This window comes from Ureibacillus acetophenoni (assembly GCF_900220965.1).
Taxonomy (GTDB): Bacteria; Bacillota; Bacilli; order Bacillales_A; family Planococcaceae; genus Ureibacillus; species Ureibacillus acetophenoni.
The window spans coordinates 61,116-81,053 of the sequence record NZ_OBQC01000015.1 but is presented as its reverse complement, the minus strand read 5'-3'; the positions used below and the strand labels follow the sequence as shown (position 1 = coordinate 81,053).

The 19,938-nt window shown below is 35.5% G+C and carries 19 protein-coding genes; 14 read left to right on the top strand and 5 right to left on the bottom strand.

Annotation, left to right across the window (positions count from 1 at the left end):
- Positions 1 to 143: 143 nt before the first annotated feature.
- Entirely contained in the window at positions 144 to 1,235 is a 1,092-nt protein-coding gene (locus tag CRO45_RS16650; RefSeq protein ID WP_097150753.1) for a copper resistance D family protein, read from the bottom strand.
- 3 nt (positions 1,236 to 1,238) lie between these two features.
- A complete protein-coding gene (locus CRO45_RS16645) occupies positions 1,239 to 1,829 on the bottom strand; it encodes a copper resistance CopC family protein (protein ID WP_097150752.1) in 591 nt (196 codons plus the stop codon).
- Between the two features lie 394 nt (positions 1,830 to 2,223).
- Here CRO45_RS16645 and CRO45_RS16640 point away from each other — a divergent pair, with 394 nt between their 5' ends.
- The 4 genes from CRO45_RS16640 to CRO45_RS16625 all read left to right on the top strand — a co-directional run bounded on the left by CRO45_RS16640 (position 2,224) and on the right by CRO45_RS16625 (position 6,870).
- On the top strand, positions 2,224 to 2,595 hold the full coding sequence (locus CRO45_RS16640) for an ArsR/SmtB family transcription factor (RefSeq protein ID WP_141400336.1): 372 nt from the start codon (positions 2,224 to 2,226) through the stop codon (positions 2,593 to 2,595).
- Positions 2,588 to 4,741 (top strand): heavy metal translocating P-type ATPase, encoded by a 2,154-nt coding sequence (locus CRO45_RS16635; protein WP_097150751.1) that lies wholly within the window; start codon positions 2,588 to 2,590, stop codon positions 4,739 to 4,741. Before CRO45_RS16640 ends, CRO45_RS16635 begins: the two co-directional genes overlap by 8 nt.
- A gap of 325 nt (positions 4,742 to 5,066) precedes the next feature.
- Positions 5,067 to 5,771: an ABC transporter ATP-binding protein gene (locus CRO45_RS16630; RefSeq protein ID WP_097150750.1), complete on the top strand. Its 705-nt coding sequence runs from the start codon at positions 5,067 to 5,069 to the stop codon at positions 5,769 to 5,771.
- Positions 5,758 to 6,870: an ABC transporter permease gene (locus CRO45_RS16625; RefSeq protein WP_170949534.1), complete on the top strand. Its 1,113-nt coding sequence runs from the start codon at positions 5,758 to 5,760 to the stop codon at positions 6,868 to 6,870. The genes CRO45_RS16630 and CRO45_RS16625 overlap by 14 nt, the downstream gene beginning before the upstream one ends.
- A gap of 48 nt (positions 6,871 to 6,918) precedes the next feature.
- On the opposite strand, the gene CRO45_RS16620 is transcribed toward CRO45_RS16625, so the two are convergent.
- Positions 6,919 to 7,209 (bottom strand): DUF3784 domain-containing protein, encoded by a 291-nt coding sequence (locus CRO45_RS16620; RefSeq protein ID WP_097150748.1) that lies wholly within the window; start codon positions 7,207 to 7,209, stop codon positions 6,919 to 6,921.
- Positions 7,210 to 7,525: 316 nt separating this feature from the next.
- Between CRO45_RS16620 and CRO45_RS16615 the strand changes: the two genes are divergently transcribed.
- A complete protein-coding gene (locus CRO45_RS16615) occupies positions 7,526 to 8,095 on the top strand; it encodes a hypothetical protein (RefSeq protein WP_097150747.1) in 570 nt (189 codons plus the stop codon).
- 150 nt (positions 8,096 to 8,245) lie between these two features.
- On the opposite strand, the gene CRO45_RS16610 is transcribed toward CRO45_RS16615, so the two are convergent.
- On the bottom strand, positions 8,246 to 8,662 hold the full coding sequence (locus tag CRO45_RS16610; protein ID WP_097150746.1) for a hypothetical protein: 417 nt from the start codon (positions 8,660 to 8,662) through the stop codon (positions 8,246 to 8,248).
- A gap of 555 nt (positions 8,663 to 9,217) precedes the next feature.
- Here CRO45_RS16610 and CRO45_RS16605 point away from each other — a divergent pair.
- The 7 genes from CRO45_RS16605 to CRO45_RS16575 all read left to right on the top strand — a co-directional run bounded on the left by CRO45_RS16605 (position 9,218) and on the right by CRO45_RS16575 (position 16,992).
- The gene (locus CRO45_RS16605; protein WP_097150745.1) at positions 9,218 to 9,949 is read left to right on the top strand and encodes a glycerophosphodiester phosphodiesterase; all 732 of its coding nucleotides are present in this window, start codon (positions 9,218 to 9,220) and stop codon (positions 9,947 to 9,949) included.
- 277 nt (positions 9,950 to 10,226) lie between these two features.
- Complete coding sequence (locus CRO45_RS16600) at positions 10,227 to 11,822, top strand: ABC transporter substrate-binding protein (protein WP_097150744.1); 1,596 nt, start codon at positions 10,227 to 10,229, stop codon at positions 11,820 to 11,822.
- Between the two features lie 59 nt (positions 11,823 to 11,881).
- Positions 11,882 to 12,796 (top strand): ABC transporter permease, encoded by a 915-nt coding sequence (locus CRO45_RS16595; protein WP_097150743.1) that lies wholly within the window; start codon positions 11,882 to 11,884, stop codon positions 12,794 to 12,796.
- A gap of 14 nt (positions 12,797 to 12,810) precedes the next feature.
- Positions 12,811 to 13,734 (top strand): ABC transporter permease, encoded by a 924-nt coding sequence (locus CRO45_RS16590; RefSeq protein WP_097150742.1) that lies wholly within the window; start codon positions 12,811 to 12,813, stop codon positions 13,732 to 13,734.
- A gap of 74 nt (positions 13,735 to 13,808) precedes the next feature.
- Positions 13,809 to 14,792, top strand: coding sequence for an ABC transporter ATP-binding protein (locus CRO45_RS16585; RefSeq protein ID WP_097150741.1), 984 nt, complete (start codon positions 13,809 to 13,811; stop codon positions 14,790 to 14,792).
- Complete coding sequence (locus tag CRO45_RS16580) at positions 14,793 to 15,836, top strand: ABC transporter ATP-binding protein (RefSeq protein ID WP_097150740.1); 1,044 nt, start codon at positions 14,793 to 14,795, stop codon at positions 15,834 to 15,836.
- A gap of 10 nt (positions 15,837 to 15,846) precedes the next feature.
- The gene (locus tag CRO45_RS16575) at positions 15,847 to 16,992 is read left to right on the top strand and encodes a M20 family metallopeptidase (RefSeq protein ID WP_408057167.1); all 1,146 of its coding nucleotides are present in this window, start codon (positions 15,847 to 15,849) and stop codon (positions 16,990 to 16,992) included.
- A gap of 96 nt (positions 16,993 to 17,088) precedes the next feature.
- On the opposite strand, the gene CRO45_RS16570 is transcribed toward CRO45_RS16575, so the two are convergent.
- Positions 17,089 to 18,111, bottom strand: coding sequence for a DUF2804 domain-containing protein (locus tag CRO45_RS16570; protein ID WP_097150778.1), 1,023 nt, complete (start codon positions 18,109 to 18,111; stop codon positions 17,089 to 17,091).
- A gap of 491 nt (positions 18,112 to 18,602) precedes the next feature.
- Between CRO45_RS16570 and CRO45_RS16565 the strand changes: the two genes are divergently transcribed.
- Positions 18,603 to 19,133: an amidase domain-containing protein gene (locus CRO45_RS16565; protein ID WP_097150738.1), complete on the top strand. Its 531-nt coding sequence runs from the start codon at positions 18,603 to 18,605 to the stop codon at positions 19,131 to 19,133.
- A 184-nt stretch (positions 19,134 to 19,317) separates the two neighbouring features.
- Positions 19,318 to 19,902: a nitroreductase family protein gene (locus CRO45_RS16560; protein WP_097150737.1), complete on the top strand. Its 585-nt coding sequence runs from the start codon at positions 19,318 to 19,320 to the stop codon at positions 19,900 to 19,902.
- Positions 19,903 to 19,938 lie beyond the last annotated feature (36 nt).

Below are 19,938 nucleotides of genomic sequence, written 5' to 3'. Positions count from 1 at the left end.
AAAGTTGATGTATCGAACAATAATCGTAAAGATAATCTTACTAAATATCCCAGGTGAAGTGAAGTTTTAACATGTAGTAGATGAGAAATAAGGTGAGGGGAGCACAAAAAACTGCACCCCCGAAAAGGGCGTGCAGAATTAAACTATTGAATACTGAGCATAAGTGATAAGTAAACGGAAAAGACTAAACAAATACTCATTAAAAAAGAAAAGATTGCAGGCGCCTTTCTCATGAATGAAAAGATAGTTAGTGCTAAGAAAAGGGTTGCTAAAACTAGTAACGCTAGACTTGTCGTGTTCAAACTTATACTTACAATCATATCAGGGAAGATTTGCCCTTGATATATCGCAGAAAATAAACTAGAGACGTTACTGTCATTGATTGCTGTTTCTTTAGGTGGAGATTGTTCACTTAATGCAGCAGTTGCAGAAAAAATTAGTAAAACAACGATACTTTCAACTTTTACCCAAGGTCTTGGATCGAAGCTTGGAAATTGCTTTAGTTTCCAGTGGATAAAGAAGCCGTTAATCAAAGCGTAAACTAGCAACGGGATAATGAATAAATGCTTCCATAATAATGCTTGTCCATAGGGGACTACCCAAGAGTTTATGTATTCATCCCAATTTACCATGAAATTCATAAGAAGAATTCCTGACAGTGAAGTTACTAGCAAGGAAATGATCGCAACAGGTGTAAACCACTTTAAGAATTTTACCCAGTTTACAGTGTTCTTTGAGAACCAACTAACAACGATTAAAATTCCAATCCAAACACTCACTGCAAGTAAATGTAACGAATCAAAAGTGAAACCCCAAACTCGATCGATAGAGCTAGCATGGCTAGACCAACCTAATGTTAAAATTAATAGGATGGAAAGAGTAAGTCCAACTAGACTGTATAATCTATTCTTTACTTCATGAAACAAAATAACAAATAAGAAAATAATAGTGGATACAATTAATGTAAGCATCCATGATCTTCCGGTTTGGAATGTAAATAGTACTGTTCGGATTCCATCAGAAAATCCAATCCGAGAGGTTAATAGTAATATATTTTGTAAAATCGGTATAAATGAAAAGATGGCTATTCCAATGATAGCCATCATTAATACACTAAATGGAACAACAATTTTTGGTTGGACCGTTCTAGGGACGAAAGATAAAATGAAATAACCTATACAGAGTGCAACACATAAATATAACAAAGCTTGGCTAATAACTGTAATGACGAACATTAATTATCTCTTTCTTCTCGCTAGTATTACAGCACTAATAATGATAATAACAATTAATGCACCAATGATAATAAATACAATATTAGAAATTCCTTCGTCTTGTACTGCTTCTGCGTTTTCAGATGTAGTAGATTGATCTACTTCACTTTCTTCTTCGTTTGTTTGAGTAGTGACTTCTGTATCACTTTCCTCGTCCTCTGATGTAACTACACTGTTTTGTTCTTCAGACGATTCTGTAGTCGAAGTGTCTATAGAAAAAGTAAAACTATCTTCAATGAGATGTCCATCTTCGCCAATAATGCTCCAGTCAACTGTATAATCCCCGTTCCCAAGTGGAGTTGAAAGAACTCCAGCTAAAATGTTCTCATTGATAGCGATGTTATCTACTGCAATGGTTTCGCCATTTGCATCTTGAAGTGTAAATGTACTGCCTTGTTCAATGTTTCCTTCAAAAGTCAATGTGATTGTTGTCAATTCTTCGTTAAGAACTTCGCCATTTTGTGGATTTGAACTTTCTAATCCTGTATGTGCAAATGCAGCACTCACAAAAGTAAATAAAAGAATAAAAGTAAATAAAGAAACTTTCTTAATCATAAAAATACCTCCTAAATTGTTACAGGCTTTAAAAAAGCAATGTTTAGTAAAACCAATAACTTTTTACAGCATCTTAAAGTATAAGTCAAAACGTAACAATTTGCTGTGACGAATAGTCTACAATCCTGTGAAATCGGTTTCACAATTGTTTTTGCGATGCTAACAAAGTTCACCATAAATTAAGAACACTATAGATATGGTGTTTTTTAACATCCTAAACAAATCTACTAATATTTATTCATTTGATGTGATGTAATGGAATTTTACTTTTAATATTATTCAAATATCCATTTGAATGTTTGGGCTATACGGTATAGAATAATTTATATGAACATTCAAACGATTATTTGAATATTATAAAGTGTGAAATTTATATGTATTGGAGGTGTTTGTTTTGGTTAAAGAAATCGTTTCATGTGAAGTAACGTGTGTTGACGAAGAGAAAGTAACACGTGTGCAAAGTAAATTAAAGGAAGAAAATCCATTTGATGTAGCGAAAATATTCAAAGCATTATCCGATGATACTCGCATTAGGATTGCATATGCACTTGCTCAAGAAGATGAGTTATGTGTATGCGACGTTGCTAATATCGTAGGTGCAACAACAGCAACTGCTTCTCATCATTTAAGACTCCTACGTAATCTTGGTTTAGCGAAGTATCGAAAAGAAGGAAAATTAGTTTATTACTCATTAGATGATGAACATGTGAAAAAACTAATTGAGGTAGCTTTTGCACATCAAAAGGAGGTGGCAAAACTTGAATGAATTAAAAGAAGCTACGAATGAACAAGTCTTTCGGGTGGAGGGGTTTTCCTGCATAAACTGTGCAGGTAAGTTCGAACGAAACGTAAAAGAACTACCAGGAGTGCAAGATGCAAAAGTGAACTTTGGTGCTTCTAAAATTTCAGTTATAGGGCAAACGTCGGTTGAGGATTTAGAGAAAGCTGGTGCTTTTGAAAAACTAAAAATCTTTCCAGAAAAGATTAACGGACAAAAGGCAAAAGCACCCGAAGATAAAAAGAAAGAGACGAAAGTACCGTTCGTAAAAAAATACGAAGAATTATTGTTTTCGGCTTTATTGATTGTATTCGGTTATATTTCAACTTTTACGAATGGTGAAGAAAACCTTATAACAGTATTGCTATTTTTAGCTGCGATCCTTATTGGTGGTTATTCATTATTTAAAGTAGGATTACAAAACTTAATACGACTTGAGTTTGATATGAAAACGCTCATGACAGTTGCTATTATAGGTGCAGCTATTATTGGTGAGTGGGCGGAAGGTGCAATTGTTGTTATTTTATTTGCCATCAGTGAAGCTCTTGAGCGGTATTCGATGGACCGAGCGCGAAGATCCATTCGTTCTTTAATGGATATTGCACCAAGTGAAGCATTAATTCGTCGCAATGGTCATGAGCTAATGGTCCATGTTGAGTCCATAGAAATTGGTGACGTTATGATTGTAAAACCTGGACAAAAAATTGCGATGGACGGGGTTGTCATTAATGGCTATTCTTCAGTGAATCAAGCAACTATTACTGGTGAATCTGTACCAGTTACAAAATCTGTGAATGACGAAGTATTCGCAGGTACATTAAATGAAGAAGGTTTACTTGAAGTTAAAGTAACGAAATTAGTGAATGATACAACCATTGCTAAAATTATCGAACTGGTAGAAGAAGCACAAGCCGAACGGGCACCGTCTCAAGCCTTTATCGATAAATTTGCAAAATACTATACGCCTATCATTATGGTGATTGCCACTTTAGTGGCTATTGTCCCACCATTATTCTTTAATGGAAGTTGGGAGAGTTGGGTGTACCAGGGATTGTCTGTGTTAGTTGTCGGTTGTCCATGTGCATTAGTGATCTCTACACCGATATCAATTGTTTCTGCGATTGGGAATGCGGCTAAAAAGGGAGTATTGATTAAGGGTGGAGTTTATCTAGAGGAAATGGGCGGCATAAAAGCCATAGCTTTTGATAAAACAGGGACGTTGACGAAAGGGGTTCCTGTAGTAACAGATTTCGAAATTGTAAACAATGAAGTTAAAAAAAATGAGGTTCTCTCTATAATTTCAGCATTGGAGAGTCGATCCGGGCACCCGTTAGCATCAGCAATCGTGAAAAAAGCGGAGGATATAGGAGTTACTTATCAAAATGTAGTAGTTGAAAACTTCGAGTCCATAACGGGGAAGGGTATAAAAGGTTCTATTGGAGGAACTACATATTACGTAGGAAGTCCGAAGTTATTTCAAGATATAGTAGGTCTACACTCAGTTGAGGAACGAATTGTTCGTTTCCAATCTGAAGGGAAAACAGTGATGATTGTTGGTACAGAGTCTGAAGTTCTAGGATTGGTTGCTGTTGCGGATGAAGTTCGAGAATCAAGTCCATCAGTGCTAGAGAAACTTCACCATCTAGGTATTAAGAAAACAGTAATGTTAACAGGTGATAATGAGCGCGTGGCTGTAGCTATAGGACGTAAAGTGGGGGTATCTGATATTCAGGCGGAGCTTTTGCCGGAAGGAAAATTAAACATAATAAAACAATTACGTTCTGAATACGGAAAGGTTGCCATGGTAGGAGATGGTGTCAATGACGCACCTGCATTAGCCGCTTCTACAGTAGGAATTGCAATGGGTGGTGCAGGAACAGATACAGCACTTGAAACTGCAGACGTTGCGTTAATGGCTGACGATCTGGCGAAACTTCCATTTACGATAAAGCTTAGTAGAAAAGCGTTAACGATTATTAAAACAAATATCGCTTTTGCATTAGGAATAAAACTCATAGCGTTATTGCTAGTTGTACCAGGGTGGTTAACACTTTGGATTGCGATTTTCTCAGATATGGGAGCAACTTTATTAGTTTCGTTAAATAGCATGAGATTAATGAGAGTAAAAGAATAGATCATTTGAAAAATCAGTGGGTGAGAAGCCTACTGATTTTTTATTTCGTCCGACAAAATACAATTTAGCAGATGAAAAGTCAATAAGGCTCGAGAATGAAAATGACATACTGCATATGTCGTATAAAGATTCCGACAGTAAGCCAATGTTGATGAATTAATAATTAAGATATTATGAAATTATAACTATAACTAAATCGGAAGGCCATTAACTAGAAGAACGTTTGTTAATATTTGGGTGTAGTTTAACAGTTCTTAACAATTTGAAACTTATAGAATTTCCAATCGTATATCAATTAGAATATCTTTAACCTATTTAAGGGGAGATGGTCGAAATAGTACGAGTAGATATTAAAAAAGCAGGATATATAGAAAACGAAGCAGTTATTGAAAATATAGAATTTGATATTCCTAATGGTGAGTTAGTAGGTTTAATCGGAGCAAATGGAGCAGGGAAGAGTACAACGATTCAAGCAATAATGAAAACGGCACCTTTTCTAGAAGGAGAGTGTGATGTTGAAACTTATGGATACGTTCCTGAACGTCCAATAATCTATGAGTATTTTACACTTTCTGAACATATTGATTTCCTCATTCGAACTGTTAAACAAGATGAACGTGTGTTAAGAAAACGAGCAGAAGAATTGTGTAAAGTGTTCCGCTTAGAGCAAAAATTACACGAATACCCTACGAACTTTTCAAAAGGGATGCAGCAAAAAGTGATGCTCATTTTAGCGTTAACTCCAACTTATGATTTTTATATACTAGATGAACCGTTTATGGGATTAGACCCACAGGCGATTCGAAAATTGATTCAACTTATTGAGGACTATAAAAACCGTGGAGCTGCTATTTTAATGTCGACCCACGCATTAGATACAGCAGAAAAAATTTGCGATCAATTCGTATTGATCCACAAGGGCACCCTTTTAAAAAAAGGAACGCTAGAAGAGCTTCAACGACATAAGGACGAGCCTTTATTAGAAATATTCGATGATTTAATCGAGGATGCTGATCATGGAAAACTTTAAACTGAGGGTACAAAAACAATGGCAAATGAATAGTAAGCTATTTAAAAGTATTGCAGACTGGACGGTACTACTCTATCTTCTAATTCCTGTATCTTTATTTGTTTATTATTTATATAGGGAAACTGTTTTAAAAGGGGAGTTTGGAATATTTGAAGTAATTCCGCTCCCATTCTGTATATTTATCTTGTTGCTCATCACAACTGGGGGATACATAAGGACCTTTGTAGAACCAGCAGATAGACTTTTTTTCATCCAACATAAAGGCTCTTTTAGTGAATTAAAAGCGTTTTCGTTTATCTATTCAATAGTAAAACAAATTGTAAAAGTTGGGGTTATTCTACTATTATTTTCAGTAGTTTACATACAACTTTATGAACAGACGCTAATTGGATTAATAGATTTAGGATTTTTACTATTAATTGCAAATGTCGTAAATACGTTCATTCATTTAAAGTATTCTCTAAAGATCGTTCAATTTTTATTGAATTTAGGTCAATTTATTATTTTAACAGTAATAGCGGTAAATTTGGAAAGTCCAGTTTCTACGGGAATCTATTTAGCAACTTTTATCCTATTATGTTTTATGTATTGGGTAAAGTATGTAAGGGCTACAAAGTATTTTGATAAACAAATCGACCTGGAAATCCAATCTTATTATAAATGGCAAACTATGATTTTCTCAGCAAGTCAAGAACTGAAAAGTATGAAACCATCTAAATCACCTGCTTTATCTCCATTTTTATTTAAAGAGCGTCTGTTTAAGAGGGACCAAGACTATTTGCTCGACCTTTTAAGCAAAACGATTCTACGACATAAAAAGTATATTTGGGGGTACCTTCGTTTAGTTTTAGTAATCATCGGGCTAACATTTGCGCTCCCATTATGGGCAGATATAGTGCTTGCTGGGGTGTCTTACTTTATGTTGAAAAGTTGGGTAGAGTCACTTGTGTTCGAAGTTAGAGGGCATCCGATTTTTGTTATTTATCAGGTGAGTGATAGTGAATGGTTAAAGGCAGTGAAAACATTATCTAGATATCTAGCGAGTTATCCAATTTTATTCATAGGATTGATAATAGTGTTAACTGAATTTTTGCTATAATGGAAGAAAAGAGGGAATCCAAATAGATTTCCCCATTTTACCCTTAAATCAAATTAATATAATGATTAACCCAAAAGTTCCTGCTACAACAATAATCGAGTATATGATACCTGTTAAAGAACCGACAAATTCTAATCCAAGTGGTAAAAGGATAGTCAATATACCAATCAGCATACAAAAAAAACCTACAGTTTTTGCTAATTTATCTTTGTCACCTTTATAAGTTTTCTCATCGAAACCTGCTATTAGTGAAAGTTGTTTCTTTTTTCCTATTTTATAACCAAAAAAGAAGAGAATAAAACTTACAAGGAGACATGTAATAAACGCACCCCAAAACATTTAGAACACCTCAATTATTGTTGTTTTCGAATAAACAATGGATACTTTTATACTATCCTATAAATTTAAAGTTATCCTTAAAATTGTTGACTTTTAACTAAATTAGTAATATTCCAGTCTAATTACTGACTAAATCATGTTAAACTTTATTAGCAATCCAAACAAGGTTGCTATTTTAATCTAATTAGTAGATAGATAGACTAAAAGGAATTAAAAATTTATTGAATATCGATAAATTATTAATTATAATCAATATATCGAGAGTGGGATTAGTGCGAAAAAATTGCCTCTAAAAATGAAAAGGATAGATAACACAATGAAGGATAAGAAATGTAAATCGGTATATGTGTTATTGACCGATACAGGTACGTTATTTACAAGAATGATAAAGTTGTTTACAGATGCGCCATACAATCATGTTTCCATTGCTTTTGATGAAGGACTTGATGAAGTTTATAGTTTTGGAAGGAAATACCCAAGAAATCCACTAATCGCTGGATTTATAAAAGAAGATGTTTATTTCGGTACTTATAGATATTTTTGTAATACAAGATGTTTGTTATTGAAGATTGAAGTTTCACCAATGCAATATGATTGTATTCGTCATGTAATCCACAACTTTAATAACAATAAAGATACTTACTCTTATAATTTGTTAGGTCTCATTGGTGTGGCGATCGGTTACCCAATTAATCCAAAAAATAAATTCTTTTGTTCCCAATTCGTAGCAGAAGTGTTTAATAAAAGTGGTATGGGCTTGTGGACACTTCCTCCTGCTCTTGTTACACCTAATGATTTTTTAATGCATCCAAATTTCGAAACGGTTTATGAAGGGTCATTGTATGATTATCCATTATTAGATAAAGACTATCTTTCTGTTATTTAATGAACAACAATCATAGATTATAAGGAAAAAATAAATTTAATGAAAAGTGAAATCACTAAATAAAAGTCTCGGATCTTTGAGTAAAATAGCCGAGACTTTTTTCGTTCATGTATATTCTATGAGTGACATATAGCGGGGAAGTTTTCGAAATTATTTTAGTAGCTGTTCCACTTGTTCCATGAAAGTTTCGTCTGTGACTAAATAGCCCTTACTTTTATCGTGAAATGTTATTATGTTTTCATCCAAATAAAGTAATAGATCGAAATTTTTATTTTCGTTAGAGGTAATTCTATAGTCTGCCTCTCCTCTTGGATAAGCTTTGTTGGTTTTCCTTAAAGGAAGTTCCATTAACAATGTAAGGATTTCTTGTTGTGAAGGTTTCGAAATATCTATAGTAGTAAGTTTGGTGCCGTTGACTTTTTCAATATGTAAAGAAGGTTGACTCATTAAAAATTCTTCGGATACAAAGTCAGTTAGTTGTGAAGTTCGATTAGTAAAGATGGCAATCAATATGACTAACATTAAAATCATTGTAAGCATACCAAATAGTATTCTTCGGTTTCTCAAGAAATCCATCCCTTCACAGGTTTGTTAGGTATATCGGGGTTTACTAACGTATTTATACAATAGTAACGATTGGTATTAGTAAAGTCAATCAACTAAGTGCAGCTTATATGGCAGGTTAAAGAGGAAATAGATTTGTATAGTAGGTGTAAAATAAAGAAATGGCAGATTCTCTAAATAGGGAATCTGCCATTATTTATTAAGCTGTTTTCTTTGGAAATAAAATATAGGAAAAACTGAGGATATTGTACTGGAGGAGGAGATTGTTCATCTACACGAATTAATCGATGGACTTGCCTTACACCGTTTAATGGGACTTGTGACAATTCCGGATGATCGTGTTCGCTATTTAGTTGAACGGGAGTTAAACCGATTATTTAAATAAATGATTAAAACGCATCATAAACTTTGATGCGTTTTTTAATATGCACATAACTAACCCTAGTAAAATTTAATTATTATTAGATAAAATTTTACAATCTATGGATTGAAATGTTGAAGGTAGTAGTAAAATAATGAAATAAGTTATGAGTTGATGTTTAGGAAGGGGATGGAAAGTTGAAAATTTACGCACATAGAGGATATTCTGCAAAATATCCTGAAAATACGTTAGTGGCATTTCGAGCAACAGCTGAACTTGAGGTAGAAGGGGTAGAGTTTGATGTTCATCTCACTGCTGATCGCCAAGTAGTTGTCATTCATGATGAAAAAATTAATCGTACATCAAACGGATCAGGTTATGTGAAAGATATGACGTTTGAAGAGCTCCGCCAATATGATTATGGTTCATGGTTTAGTGATGAGTTTGCTGGTGAAGTCATTCCTACATTAGCTGAAGTGCTGGACGTATTCAAAGACACAAATCACCACATTAATATTGAACTGAAATCGGATATTTTTGTCTATGCTGGGCTAGAAGAGCTTGTGCTTCGTGAGGTAGAAAAGCAGGGGATGATGGGGCGAGTAGTCATTTCATCCTTTGATCATGAGGCCGTTAAGCGTGTAGCAGAACTTGTACCGGATGTGGAAAATGCTGCGTTATTCGTAAACATGATTTTAGATGTCGCAGATTACCAAAAAAAACTTCCGGCCAAGGCATTACATGTGTGTCTTCCTACAGCAGTTCGTAAACCGGTACTGGAAGCCATTTCGAAAGGTTCGATTGTACGGGTATGGACAGTAAATGATATTCAATACGTAGATCCATTACTTCAAATTGGGGTAGATTCAATTTTTACGGATGAGCCTGAGATGATGTTGGAATTTTTAAAAAAAGGCGTTCGTAAATAATAAATACAGCCGTATAACAAAAAATTAGATATAAATTATGTTGCTCCATATTTGGTATGTAAACTTTTAAAACAGCCTACTACCAGACTATGGGGCGTTCTTATTTTATTAGTAAAAATATATCTATATAACCAACTCTTACAGCATTACACAAAATATTAAAAATTTTGTTGAAATGTAGAAAAAAATGATTTAATATTTTGAATATTAATATTATTAAATAATATTAATCTTATATTTAATTAAAAGACGCTAAAAAATACTAGGGGGGTAAATGATGAATAGAAAATCACTTTTGGGAATTTTCCTGTTTGTATTCAGTGCAATTCTATTAGTAGGCTGTTCTGGTGGAACAACTACAGATGAATCAACTGATAGTAAGACAACTGATAGTGAACAAAAAGGGACAGATACTAAAGCTGACGGCGAGGTTGACAGAACTTTAACAGTTGCTGTTGGTTCGGATATGGTATCTTTTGATATCCATAATCATAACAATACTTCTACAGAAGCAATTCATGTCAACATGTTCAATTACTTGTTCAAAAAAGATGCAAATGGGGAAATCTACCCTGAGTTAGTTGAAGAATATAATACTATTGATGATTTAACAATTGAGATGAAATTAAAAGAAGGTGTTACCTTCCACAATGGTGACCCACTTACTTCTGAAGACGTAAAGTATACGTTAGAAAGAGTAGCAACAGACGATACGCTTAGAGAATATCCAAACTATAAACAAATTAAAGAAGTACAAGTTATTGATGAATTAACATTTAGAGTTGTTACACATGCTCCAGAACCTTCTCTACTTCACAGACTTTCACGTTTAGGATCTGGTATTCTTCCAAAGAACTATATCGAAGAGAACGGCTTTGACCACTTCCTTTCAAATCCAGTTGGGACAGGCCCATACCAGTTTAAAGAATGGGTTCGTGACGATCGTATTACTTTAGTTCCTTACGATAACTATTTTGAAGGAAAAGTTGAAGAGTGGGATGAGGTTGTATTCCGTGTAATTCCTGAAAATTCAACTCGTGTATCTGAATTACTTACTGGCGGAGTTGATATTGCTGTTAACATTCCACCGGCTGACTGGGATCGTGTAAATTCAAATGAAGGTACATCGATCGTACAAGAAATTTCAAACCGTGTAATCATGTTAATTGTTCGTTCAACTGAAGGATTACCAACTGCAGATGTACGTGTGCGTCAAGCATTAGATTATGCAATTGATGATGGAACATTAGCAAATGTTGTTCTTAAAGGCGGAGCGGTTCCTACAACTACAATGGTAGGCCCTGGTAACTTTGGTCATAACCCGGATCTTTATGAAACATACAATTATGACGTTGAAAAAGCAAAAGCATTACTTGAAGAAGCGGGATATGCAGACGGCTTTGAGATTACGCTTCAAGCTCCACGTGGCCGTTATTTACAAGACGCTGAAGTAGCAGAGATGATTGCTGGTATGCTAGCAGCTATTAATGTAAAAGTTAATGTTGAGTTTTTAGAGTGGAGTAACTTTGTTGAAATGCGTAATGCAAATGAAAACAAAGAATTATATCTACTTGGATTAGGAAATTCAATGTTTGATGGTGCTTATTCTGTTGACTGGTACCGTGCTGAACGTATGGCAGGTCATACAGATTACAAGAACGATAGAATTGAAGAATTGTTAGCTGCTTCTGCTTCAAATATGAATCCAGAAGAACGTGAAAAACAAATTCAAGAAATTTCAGCAATTGCAGCTGAAGAAGCGCCATTCATTAAGCTTTATCAAGAAAAAATTAACATCGGTGTAAGTGACAAAATTGATTTCGTTCCAACATCAGATGAAATGATTAACGCTAAAAATATTAAAAGAAAATAAATATTTATTAAAAAGGACTAAGGAGTAATCCTTAGTCCTTTACACTAAGAGGTGAGAAGATGGGTAAATATTTGATTCGACGTCTATTGCAAGTCATTCCGGTTCTTTTCATTATTTCTTTTGTTGTATTTTGTCTAGTCTTTGTAGCTGGTGATCCAGTTGCATTGATGCTTCCAGAGGATGCAAGCCAAGAAGATATTGAACTACTTAGAGAATCACTAGGTTTAAATGAACCATTCCACATTCAGTACTTTACTTACATGTTAGGACTAGTGCAATTAGACTTTGGAGACTCATTCCGTTATAACCAAAGTGCTTTACCAATTGTCCTTGAACGGCTTCCAGCCACCCTCGAACTTGCAATAGCTGCGATGATTATTGCAATTGTTATAGCAATTCCTTTTGGTATTTGGTCTGCGACGAAAAAGAACTCCCCAGTAGATTTCCTGGCAACAGGTGGAGCGGTATTATGGAAAGCGATGCCAAACTTCTGGCTAGGTATTATGTTAATTTTATTATTCTCAGTTACACTGGGCTGGTTCCCTGTATCAGGAAGAGGAGATCTAAGCCATCTAGTTCTTCCAGCAATCACATTAGGTACTGGTATTGCTGCAGAAATGACAAGGCTAATTCGCTCGAGCATGCTTGAGATTCTAAATCAGGATTATATTAGAACAGCTAAAAGTAAAGGGATAAGAAATTTCTTTGTTATTAATAAACATGCATTCCGAAATGCACTAATTCCGGTAGTGACAATTACTGCACTACAGACGTCAACTTTAGTCGGTGGTACGCTTGTTACTGAAACTGTATTTTCTTGGCCAGGTTTAGGACAGCTCCTAATCCAAGCTGTAAATACGAGAGACATGGCTATTGTACAAGCAAGTGTATTTGTAATTGCGTTTATTGTTATCCTTATGAATCTAATAGCAGATATCCTTTACAAAATACTAGATCCAAGAATTAAGTACTAGAAGGGGGAGGACATATGTCGGTAAATACAGAGACTCAAAATCAAAATCAAGTTGTAAGTTCAGTCGAGAAAAAACAAACAACTAATGGCTTTGTCCGTTGGATGCGCCTTCTATTAAAAAGTAAAACAGGAACTTTCGGGTTGATTATTGTTCTTGCTGTTATATTAGTTGCTATTTTCGCAAAATACCTTGCACCATATGATCCAAATATGATTAATCCCGCTGCAATGCTTAAACCTCCATTTTGGCTCGAGGGAGGGTCTATGGAGCATATTTTAGGCACAGATAATCTTGGTCGGGATATTTTAAGTAGAATTATTTATGGTTCGCAAGTTTCCCTTGCTGTTGGGTTAGCAGCAGTTGCACTTGCAGGAGTGATAGGTGTTTTTGTAGGTTTAGTAGCTGGGTACTACGGAGGCTTTATAGACAATGTGTTAATGCGATTAGTAGATTCATTTTTAGCTATTCCAACAATCTTATTTGCCCTAGTTATTTTAAGTATTTTCGGACCAAGTGTTACTACATTAATTGTTGTATTAGGTATTACAAACTGGGTTCAATATGCACGTCTTGTTCGTGGAGAAGTACTATCTATTAAGGAACGTGAATTTGTAAAAGCAGCCAAGTCGATTGGTGTTCGTGATAATAAAATTATACTAAAACATTTACTTCCAAATGTTATCTCACCTTTTATCGTTATATCTACTTTGAGTGTAGCGACAACTATTATTCTTGAAGCTTCTTTAAGCTTTTTAGGTTTAGGAATTCAACCTCCAACAATATCGTGGGGTGGAATTTTAAGTGACGGTCGAGATTACATAGCTACTAGCTGGTGGTTAGCAACCTTCCCAGGGCTTGCAATCACAATTACAGTGCTTGCGATTATCTTCTTAGGAGATTGGCTACGAGATGTCCTTGATCCTAGATCAGCGAAATAATAAAAAGTATTATCTTGGAATAAATACATGATAAAACAAATAACACCAGTAGATATGAAGAGGGGGTCTTGAATATGACAGAAGCTTTATTGGAGGTTAAAGATTTAAAAACCTATTTTCATACGGAGAATGGAGTGGTTCCGTCAGTTGATGGTGTCTCTTTTTCAATTAAGAAAGGGGAAACTATTGCGGTTGTAGGTGAATCAGGTAGCGGTAAAAGTGTTACATCACTATCTATCATGGGATTAGTTGGATCTCCAGGGAAGATTGTGGATGGAAAGATATTGTTTGAAGGAAAAGACTTAACAACTATTTCAAACCGTGATATGAGAAAGCTTCGTGGAAATGAAATTGCGATGATTTTTCAGGAACCTTTAACTTCATTAAACCCATTATTTACAGTAGGAAATCAAATCTCTGAATCTATTAAACTACATCAAAAAGCGAGTAAGGAAGAAGCAAAGGTTAAAAGTATCGAGATGCTTAGGAAAGTGGGAATCCCTAGACCTGAGAAAGTATATTCATCTTACCCGCACATGTTAAGTGGTGGTATGAGGCAGCGAGTTATGATTGCGATGGCCCTTTCCTGTAACCCTAAACTATTAATAGCAGATGAGCCTACAACGGCCCTAGATGTAACGATTCAAGCACAAATTTTGCAGTTAATGAGAAACCTAATCCATGAAAATGATACGTCCATTATGTTAATTACCCATGATCTTGGTGTTGTTGCAGAAATGGTTGATACAGTTATTGTTATGTATGCTGGACAGGTTGTTGAGTATACGGATGTTTATACGATCTTTAAGGAGCCTAAGCACCCTTATACTAAAGGGTTACTTGACAGTACACCGAAAATTCATGAGTTGAAAGATGAACTTCAATCAATTGAAGGGACAGTACCGGCACCTGGAACGATAACGAAAGGTTGCAGATTCCAAACACGCTGTCCGCTAGCAACTAGCAAGTGTTTCTCAGAAGAACCGGAGTTAAAAGAAATTAGACCGAATCACCAAGTCCGTTGCTGGCTCCATGAAGAAGGAGAGGTGGCAATCTAGATGGTACAAAAGCTGGAACAAGTAGAAACACAAACTAAGAAAGAAGAGTATTTACTAGAAGTAAAGGGTTTAAAGAAATATTTTGACGTAACTGAAGGATTGTTTAAAAAGGAAAGGCAATATTTAAGAGCTGTAGACAATATTGACTTTTTTGTAAGGCAAGGTGAAACCTTGGGGATCGTTGGTGAATCAGGTTGTGGAAAATCTACAACTGGTAATCTAATAATGCAACTGCTAGACAAAACAGAGGGAGAAATCATTTTTGAAGGCGTTGATTTAAGTAAATTAAAAGGCGAAGCTCTAAGGAAAAAAAGAGCTGAAATCCAAATGATTTTCCAGGATCCTTTTAGTTCATTAAACCCAAGGATGCGAGTATTTGATATTATTGCAGAGCCCCTAAAAACCCACGGTGTAGCTAAAGGAAAAGAATTAGAAAATCAGGTATATGAATTAATGGATGTCGTTGGGTTGGACCGTTCTTACGCAAGAAGATATCCACATGAATTTAGTGGTGGACAAAGACAAAGAATTGGTATTGCAAGAGCTATTGCTTTAAAACCTAAGTTAATCATTTGTGATGAGCCTGTATCTGCCCTTGACGTTTCAATTCAGTCACAGATTCTTAATCTAATGTCTAAACTACAAAAAGAGTTCCAATTAACTTATATTTTCATTGCCCATGGTTTGCCGGCGGTTAAACATATAAGTGATAGAGTGGCAGTTATGTATCTTGGGAAAATCGTTGAGATTACAACAAAAGAAAAATTGTTCGATCAGCCTTTACATCCATATACAGAAGGATTATTAGCGGCTGTTCCAATCCCTGACCCGACACTCCGTGACCAAAAGCATCGTATTATTATAGAAGGGGATATGCCAAGTCCAGCAAATCCACCTTCAGGCTGTCGATTCCATACGAGATGTCCTTATGCACAGGATAAATGTCGTAGTGAAGAACCAAGTCTTATTGAAGAGAAGCCAGACCATTTTGTAGCGTGTCATTTCCCATTGGAGAAAGGGCATGGGGTACTAATAGAAAAATAAGTATTTGGAGATGGTGGAAGTGGAAACTTTCTTAAGAGAGAAAAAAACAGAGATGCTTCAACTAATTGAGCAACTTGTCAATATAGATAGTGGTTCCTATTATAAAAAAGGTGTAGACCAAGTTGGGTCCATATTGAAGGAAAAGTATGAAGAGCTTGGTTTTTTAGTAGAGGTTAAGGAAGAAAAAGAGTACGGAAATAACTTAGTTATTCAACATAAAAATGCTGTAGATCCGAAAATTATATTAGTTGCTCATATGGATACTGTATTTCCGGAAGGCACTGTTGCCAAACGTCCTTTTTATATAGAAGGTAGCAGAGCCTACGGACCAGGTGTTGTAGATATGAAGGCTAGTCAGGTTGAGTTAATCTATGCTATTAAAGCATTGCAAAAGATAGGGTCAAAAAGTGTTGAAAACATTCAAATTATATTAAATGGGGATGAAGAAATCGGTTCTATAACATCCCGTCCATTAATTGAAGAACATTCAATTGGAAAAGAATATGCTTTAATTATGGAACCTGCGAGAAAGGATGGCTCCCTTGTAACGGCAAGAAGAGGTGGCGGTCGTTACGATATTATAGTAAAAGGTGTAGCTGCACACTCAGGTATAGAACCAGAAAAAGGTAGAAGTGCGATTGAAGAGCTTGCCTATAAGATTATTCAATTACACCAGTTAAATGATCACGAAAAAGGAATTAGCGTAAACGTTGGTATAATAGAAGGTGGTACTTCAGTAAATACTGTTTCAGCAAATGCAGTAGCCCATGTGGATATTCGTATATCTGAAATGGAACAGGCAGCCTATTTAGAACAGAAAATTAAAGAAATATGTTCTAAAACAGTAGTTTCTGGAACGGAAATTCATCTTGAAGGCGCAATTAATCGTCCGCCAATGGAATTCAATTATAAAACAGAACAACTACTGCATATTATCCAAGATGTTGGTGGAGAAATCGGTCTAAAAGTTAAGAATACGGCCACTGGAGGCGGAGGAGATGCTTCCTTTACATCAGCAACTGGAGTAGCGACTGTCGACGGTCTTGGCCCAGTTGGTGGAAATGCGCATAGCGAAGAGGAATATCTAGAAATAGACACACTTCCAGAGCGTACATTACTCCTTGCAAAATCGATTAATCGCCTTTCTGGATGTTAAGTATATTGAATTAATAAAGAGCCCTTTCCAAAGGTAATTCTAAGGAAAAGGCTCTTTTTTTACTTCAATACTATGAATAGAGCAAGGGGAATGTTTTTACCATTTTGCCACATGTTCTTCAATACATCCAAGCATTTGTTGGATTAAAAATGTGCTACCATCTTCTAATTTTACTTGTCCGTTATAGTAGCCAACTAACTGATGGACTTCAGAATTTACGACTTTCAGTTCATTTTTTGCAACACGTTCGAAAAATGGATGGAAAGTGAGCATCACCTGATCTGAAAATTTTGTAGTCACATACCAAGGTTTCATAAAATCCGTTCGGTCATAAGTAAACACAACATCTTCATGAACTTTTGTCATTTTTCCATCAATGAAGATCGCATTTTCCGTCATTCCAGTCCCGTCAGTCCATTGCCCGCCAAAATTCAAACCAACACGATGATTTCTTACAAATTGTGAAGCCATTGCCCAATTCCAAGTCACTTCACGTGGCCAAATTCCACGACCAAAGTCCAAAACAGCAAAACATTCTTCTCCGCTGAATTTATAAGTACGATTTCCTAGTTTAACAAACCCAGCTGTCGGTAATGTATGGTGCTTTGCAGTAAATTGAAATACTTTACGATTTCTTGGAATGACTACATTTAATGTTTCGTCTTCTAATGGATGTTGAATGATTAACTCTGCTTGGAGGGAGTCATTTTCAAAGTTGTTGGAAGAGACGGATAAATAGGTAGTCGATTGCAAGTGTGTAATGCTTATTGTTAGTTCCGAATTGGAGAATTGAACGGGTTCCAAAACATTCGTAGGCATTTTTAATTTACCGCCGAGTGGAATAGTGATCGTTTTTTCGATGAACCGTTGTGTTTCGTATTCTAAGAAATAAACAAAACAAACCGCAGCATAGTCTAAATGACTAACTGTTACAGAGAATAAAATTTCCTCCCCAAAAATGCACCAATAGTTCCATTTCTTCTTCCGCATAAAATGGCCTGATAAATTACAATCAATTAATGGTTTCCGAGCATAGCCAATAGCTAGTGGATTTAAATTCCCATTTTTATCGCATAAACGGGTGCGCTCCATAATTTCTCGTTCAGCGTGCTGCGCCAATTCAAAACACCCTTTCACATCAATTCTTCCTTTACCCCGTAGCAACCGTTTAGAAAACATCACCCAATTTAACATAGGAAAAAAGAAGCTAAAGAGGGAGTAAACGGATGCTTAACATCTTTAATTTTACACTTTACATTTGCAACTTAAAATATGATTTATATCTAGATAATATATCATCTATTTTAGCGAGAAAGGTAAATTTTATATGAAATTTAATGTTTCATTTTGGTTACAAACAATTCAGTCAAACTCTGATTGACTGAATTGTTTGCTTCGAGGATAGCGTTAGCGTCGCAGAAGCAAAGAAATGAGAATGGAACATTAATTTTAAATGATATAACAAATAAAGAACGTTTGAGTTATTTCTTTGCTTCGAGGATAGCGTTAGCATTGCAGATTTAAGCTTTAGCAATAAATACGAAAAAATTAGCGCGATTTAGCAGATTAAATGTGTCACATGCATACGATGTTAGAGAGGAGGGACGAAGATTCCAACAGTTTATAATCGTCTAGCAGCTGTACAATATGCAAGAACGTGGTGGAACGGAAGAAATCCAAGGTACCCGGCGTTTACAGATGATTGTACGAATTTTATTTCTCAATGTTTGAGGGCAGGTGGAGCGCCTATGACAGGAATGCCAAACCGTGGTAGAGGATGGTGGATTACAGATGGTTGGCAATCCAATCGACCCGGTGTTTTTGCTAGAGAAACTTGGAGTTATAGTTGGTCTGTGTCGCATGCATTTAAATTACACTTAGATAATTCAAAATCAGGACTAACAGCAAAAAGGGTTAACTCACCTTCAGAATTAACGATTGGTGATGTCATTTGTTACGATTTTGAAGGGGACGGTAGAATTAACCATACAACGATTGTGACAAGTATGGTAAATGGTGTTCCGTATATTCATGCACATACAGTGAATAGTGCAGATCGACTTTACGACTACAGAAACTCAAGGGCATATACGCCAAACACGATTTACTATTATTATAAAATTGATGATGTATTTAATTAATTTCTTTAACTAACGTTTTTATCTACTGTTAGATGTTTGGATGTAGAAATGGTCTAAAGATGCATAGTGAACGGACTTATTAAAAAATAAAGTAATAACTTTGGATACTATTACAGAAATTCTGTAATATGAAAGTGGATAAACTTGTTGGAGACAACAACGTTGTTAAGGAGAGAAAAATAAAATGAGTGAACAATCTTTATCGATTAGAAAAGCAATTGTAGAAAGGCGTTCTATAAAGAAGTTCAATGGTCAGCCGGTTGAGCGTGAAAAATTAATGCAAATAATCGATGATGCCGTATGGGCGCCAAATCATAAAAATCGTGAGCCATGGCGAATGGTAGTGGCGTGTGGAGATGAATTGAAGGATCTACAGCAATTACTTAGAGATACTGCAATACCGAAATGGAGAGAACTAACTGCTGAATCGCTAGAAAAACAGATGCAAAAGTTTACGACACCTGGTGCCTATGTGTTTGTAATTGTCCCTGAGGATGTGCGTCAAAAGATTCGGTTAGAGGATTATGCTGCTGCAAGTACTATGATTCAAAACATGCAACTACTTGCTTGGGATTTAGGAATAGGATCATGTTGGAAAACACCAGAATACTTAGATGCGCCTGAGTTTCGCTCGGTGATTGGGGCTAAATCAGGAGAGAGGATTATTTCAATGCTTCAATTAGGTTATTTTGATGATATACCTAAAGCGCGTGAACGAAAAAAATCTAGTGAGATTGTGACCACTTTTAGCTTAAAACGTGAAGAATAAGGAAATTGTTTACTTTGGATAGGGGAGAACTGTCCT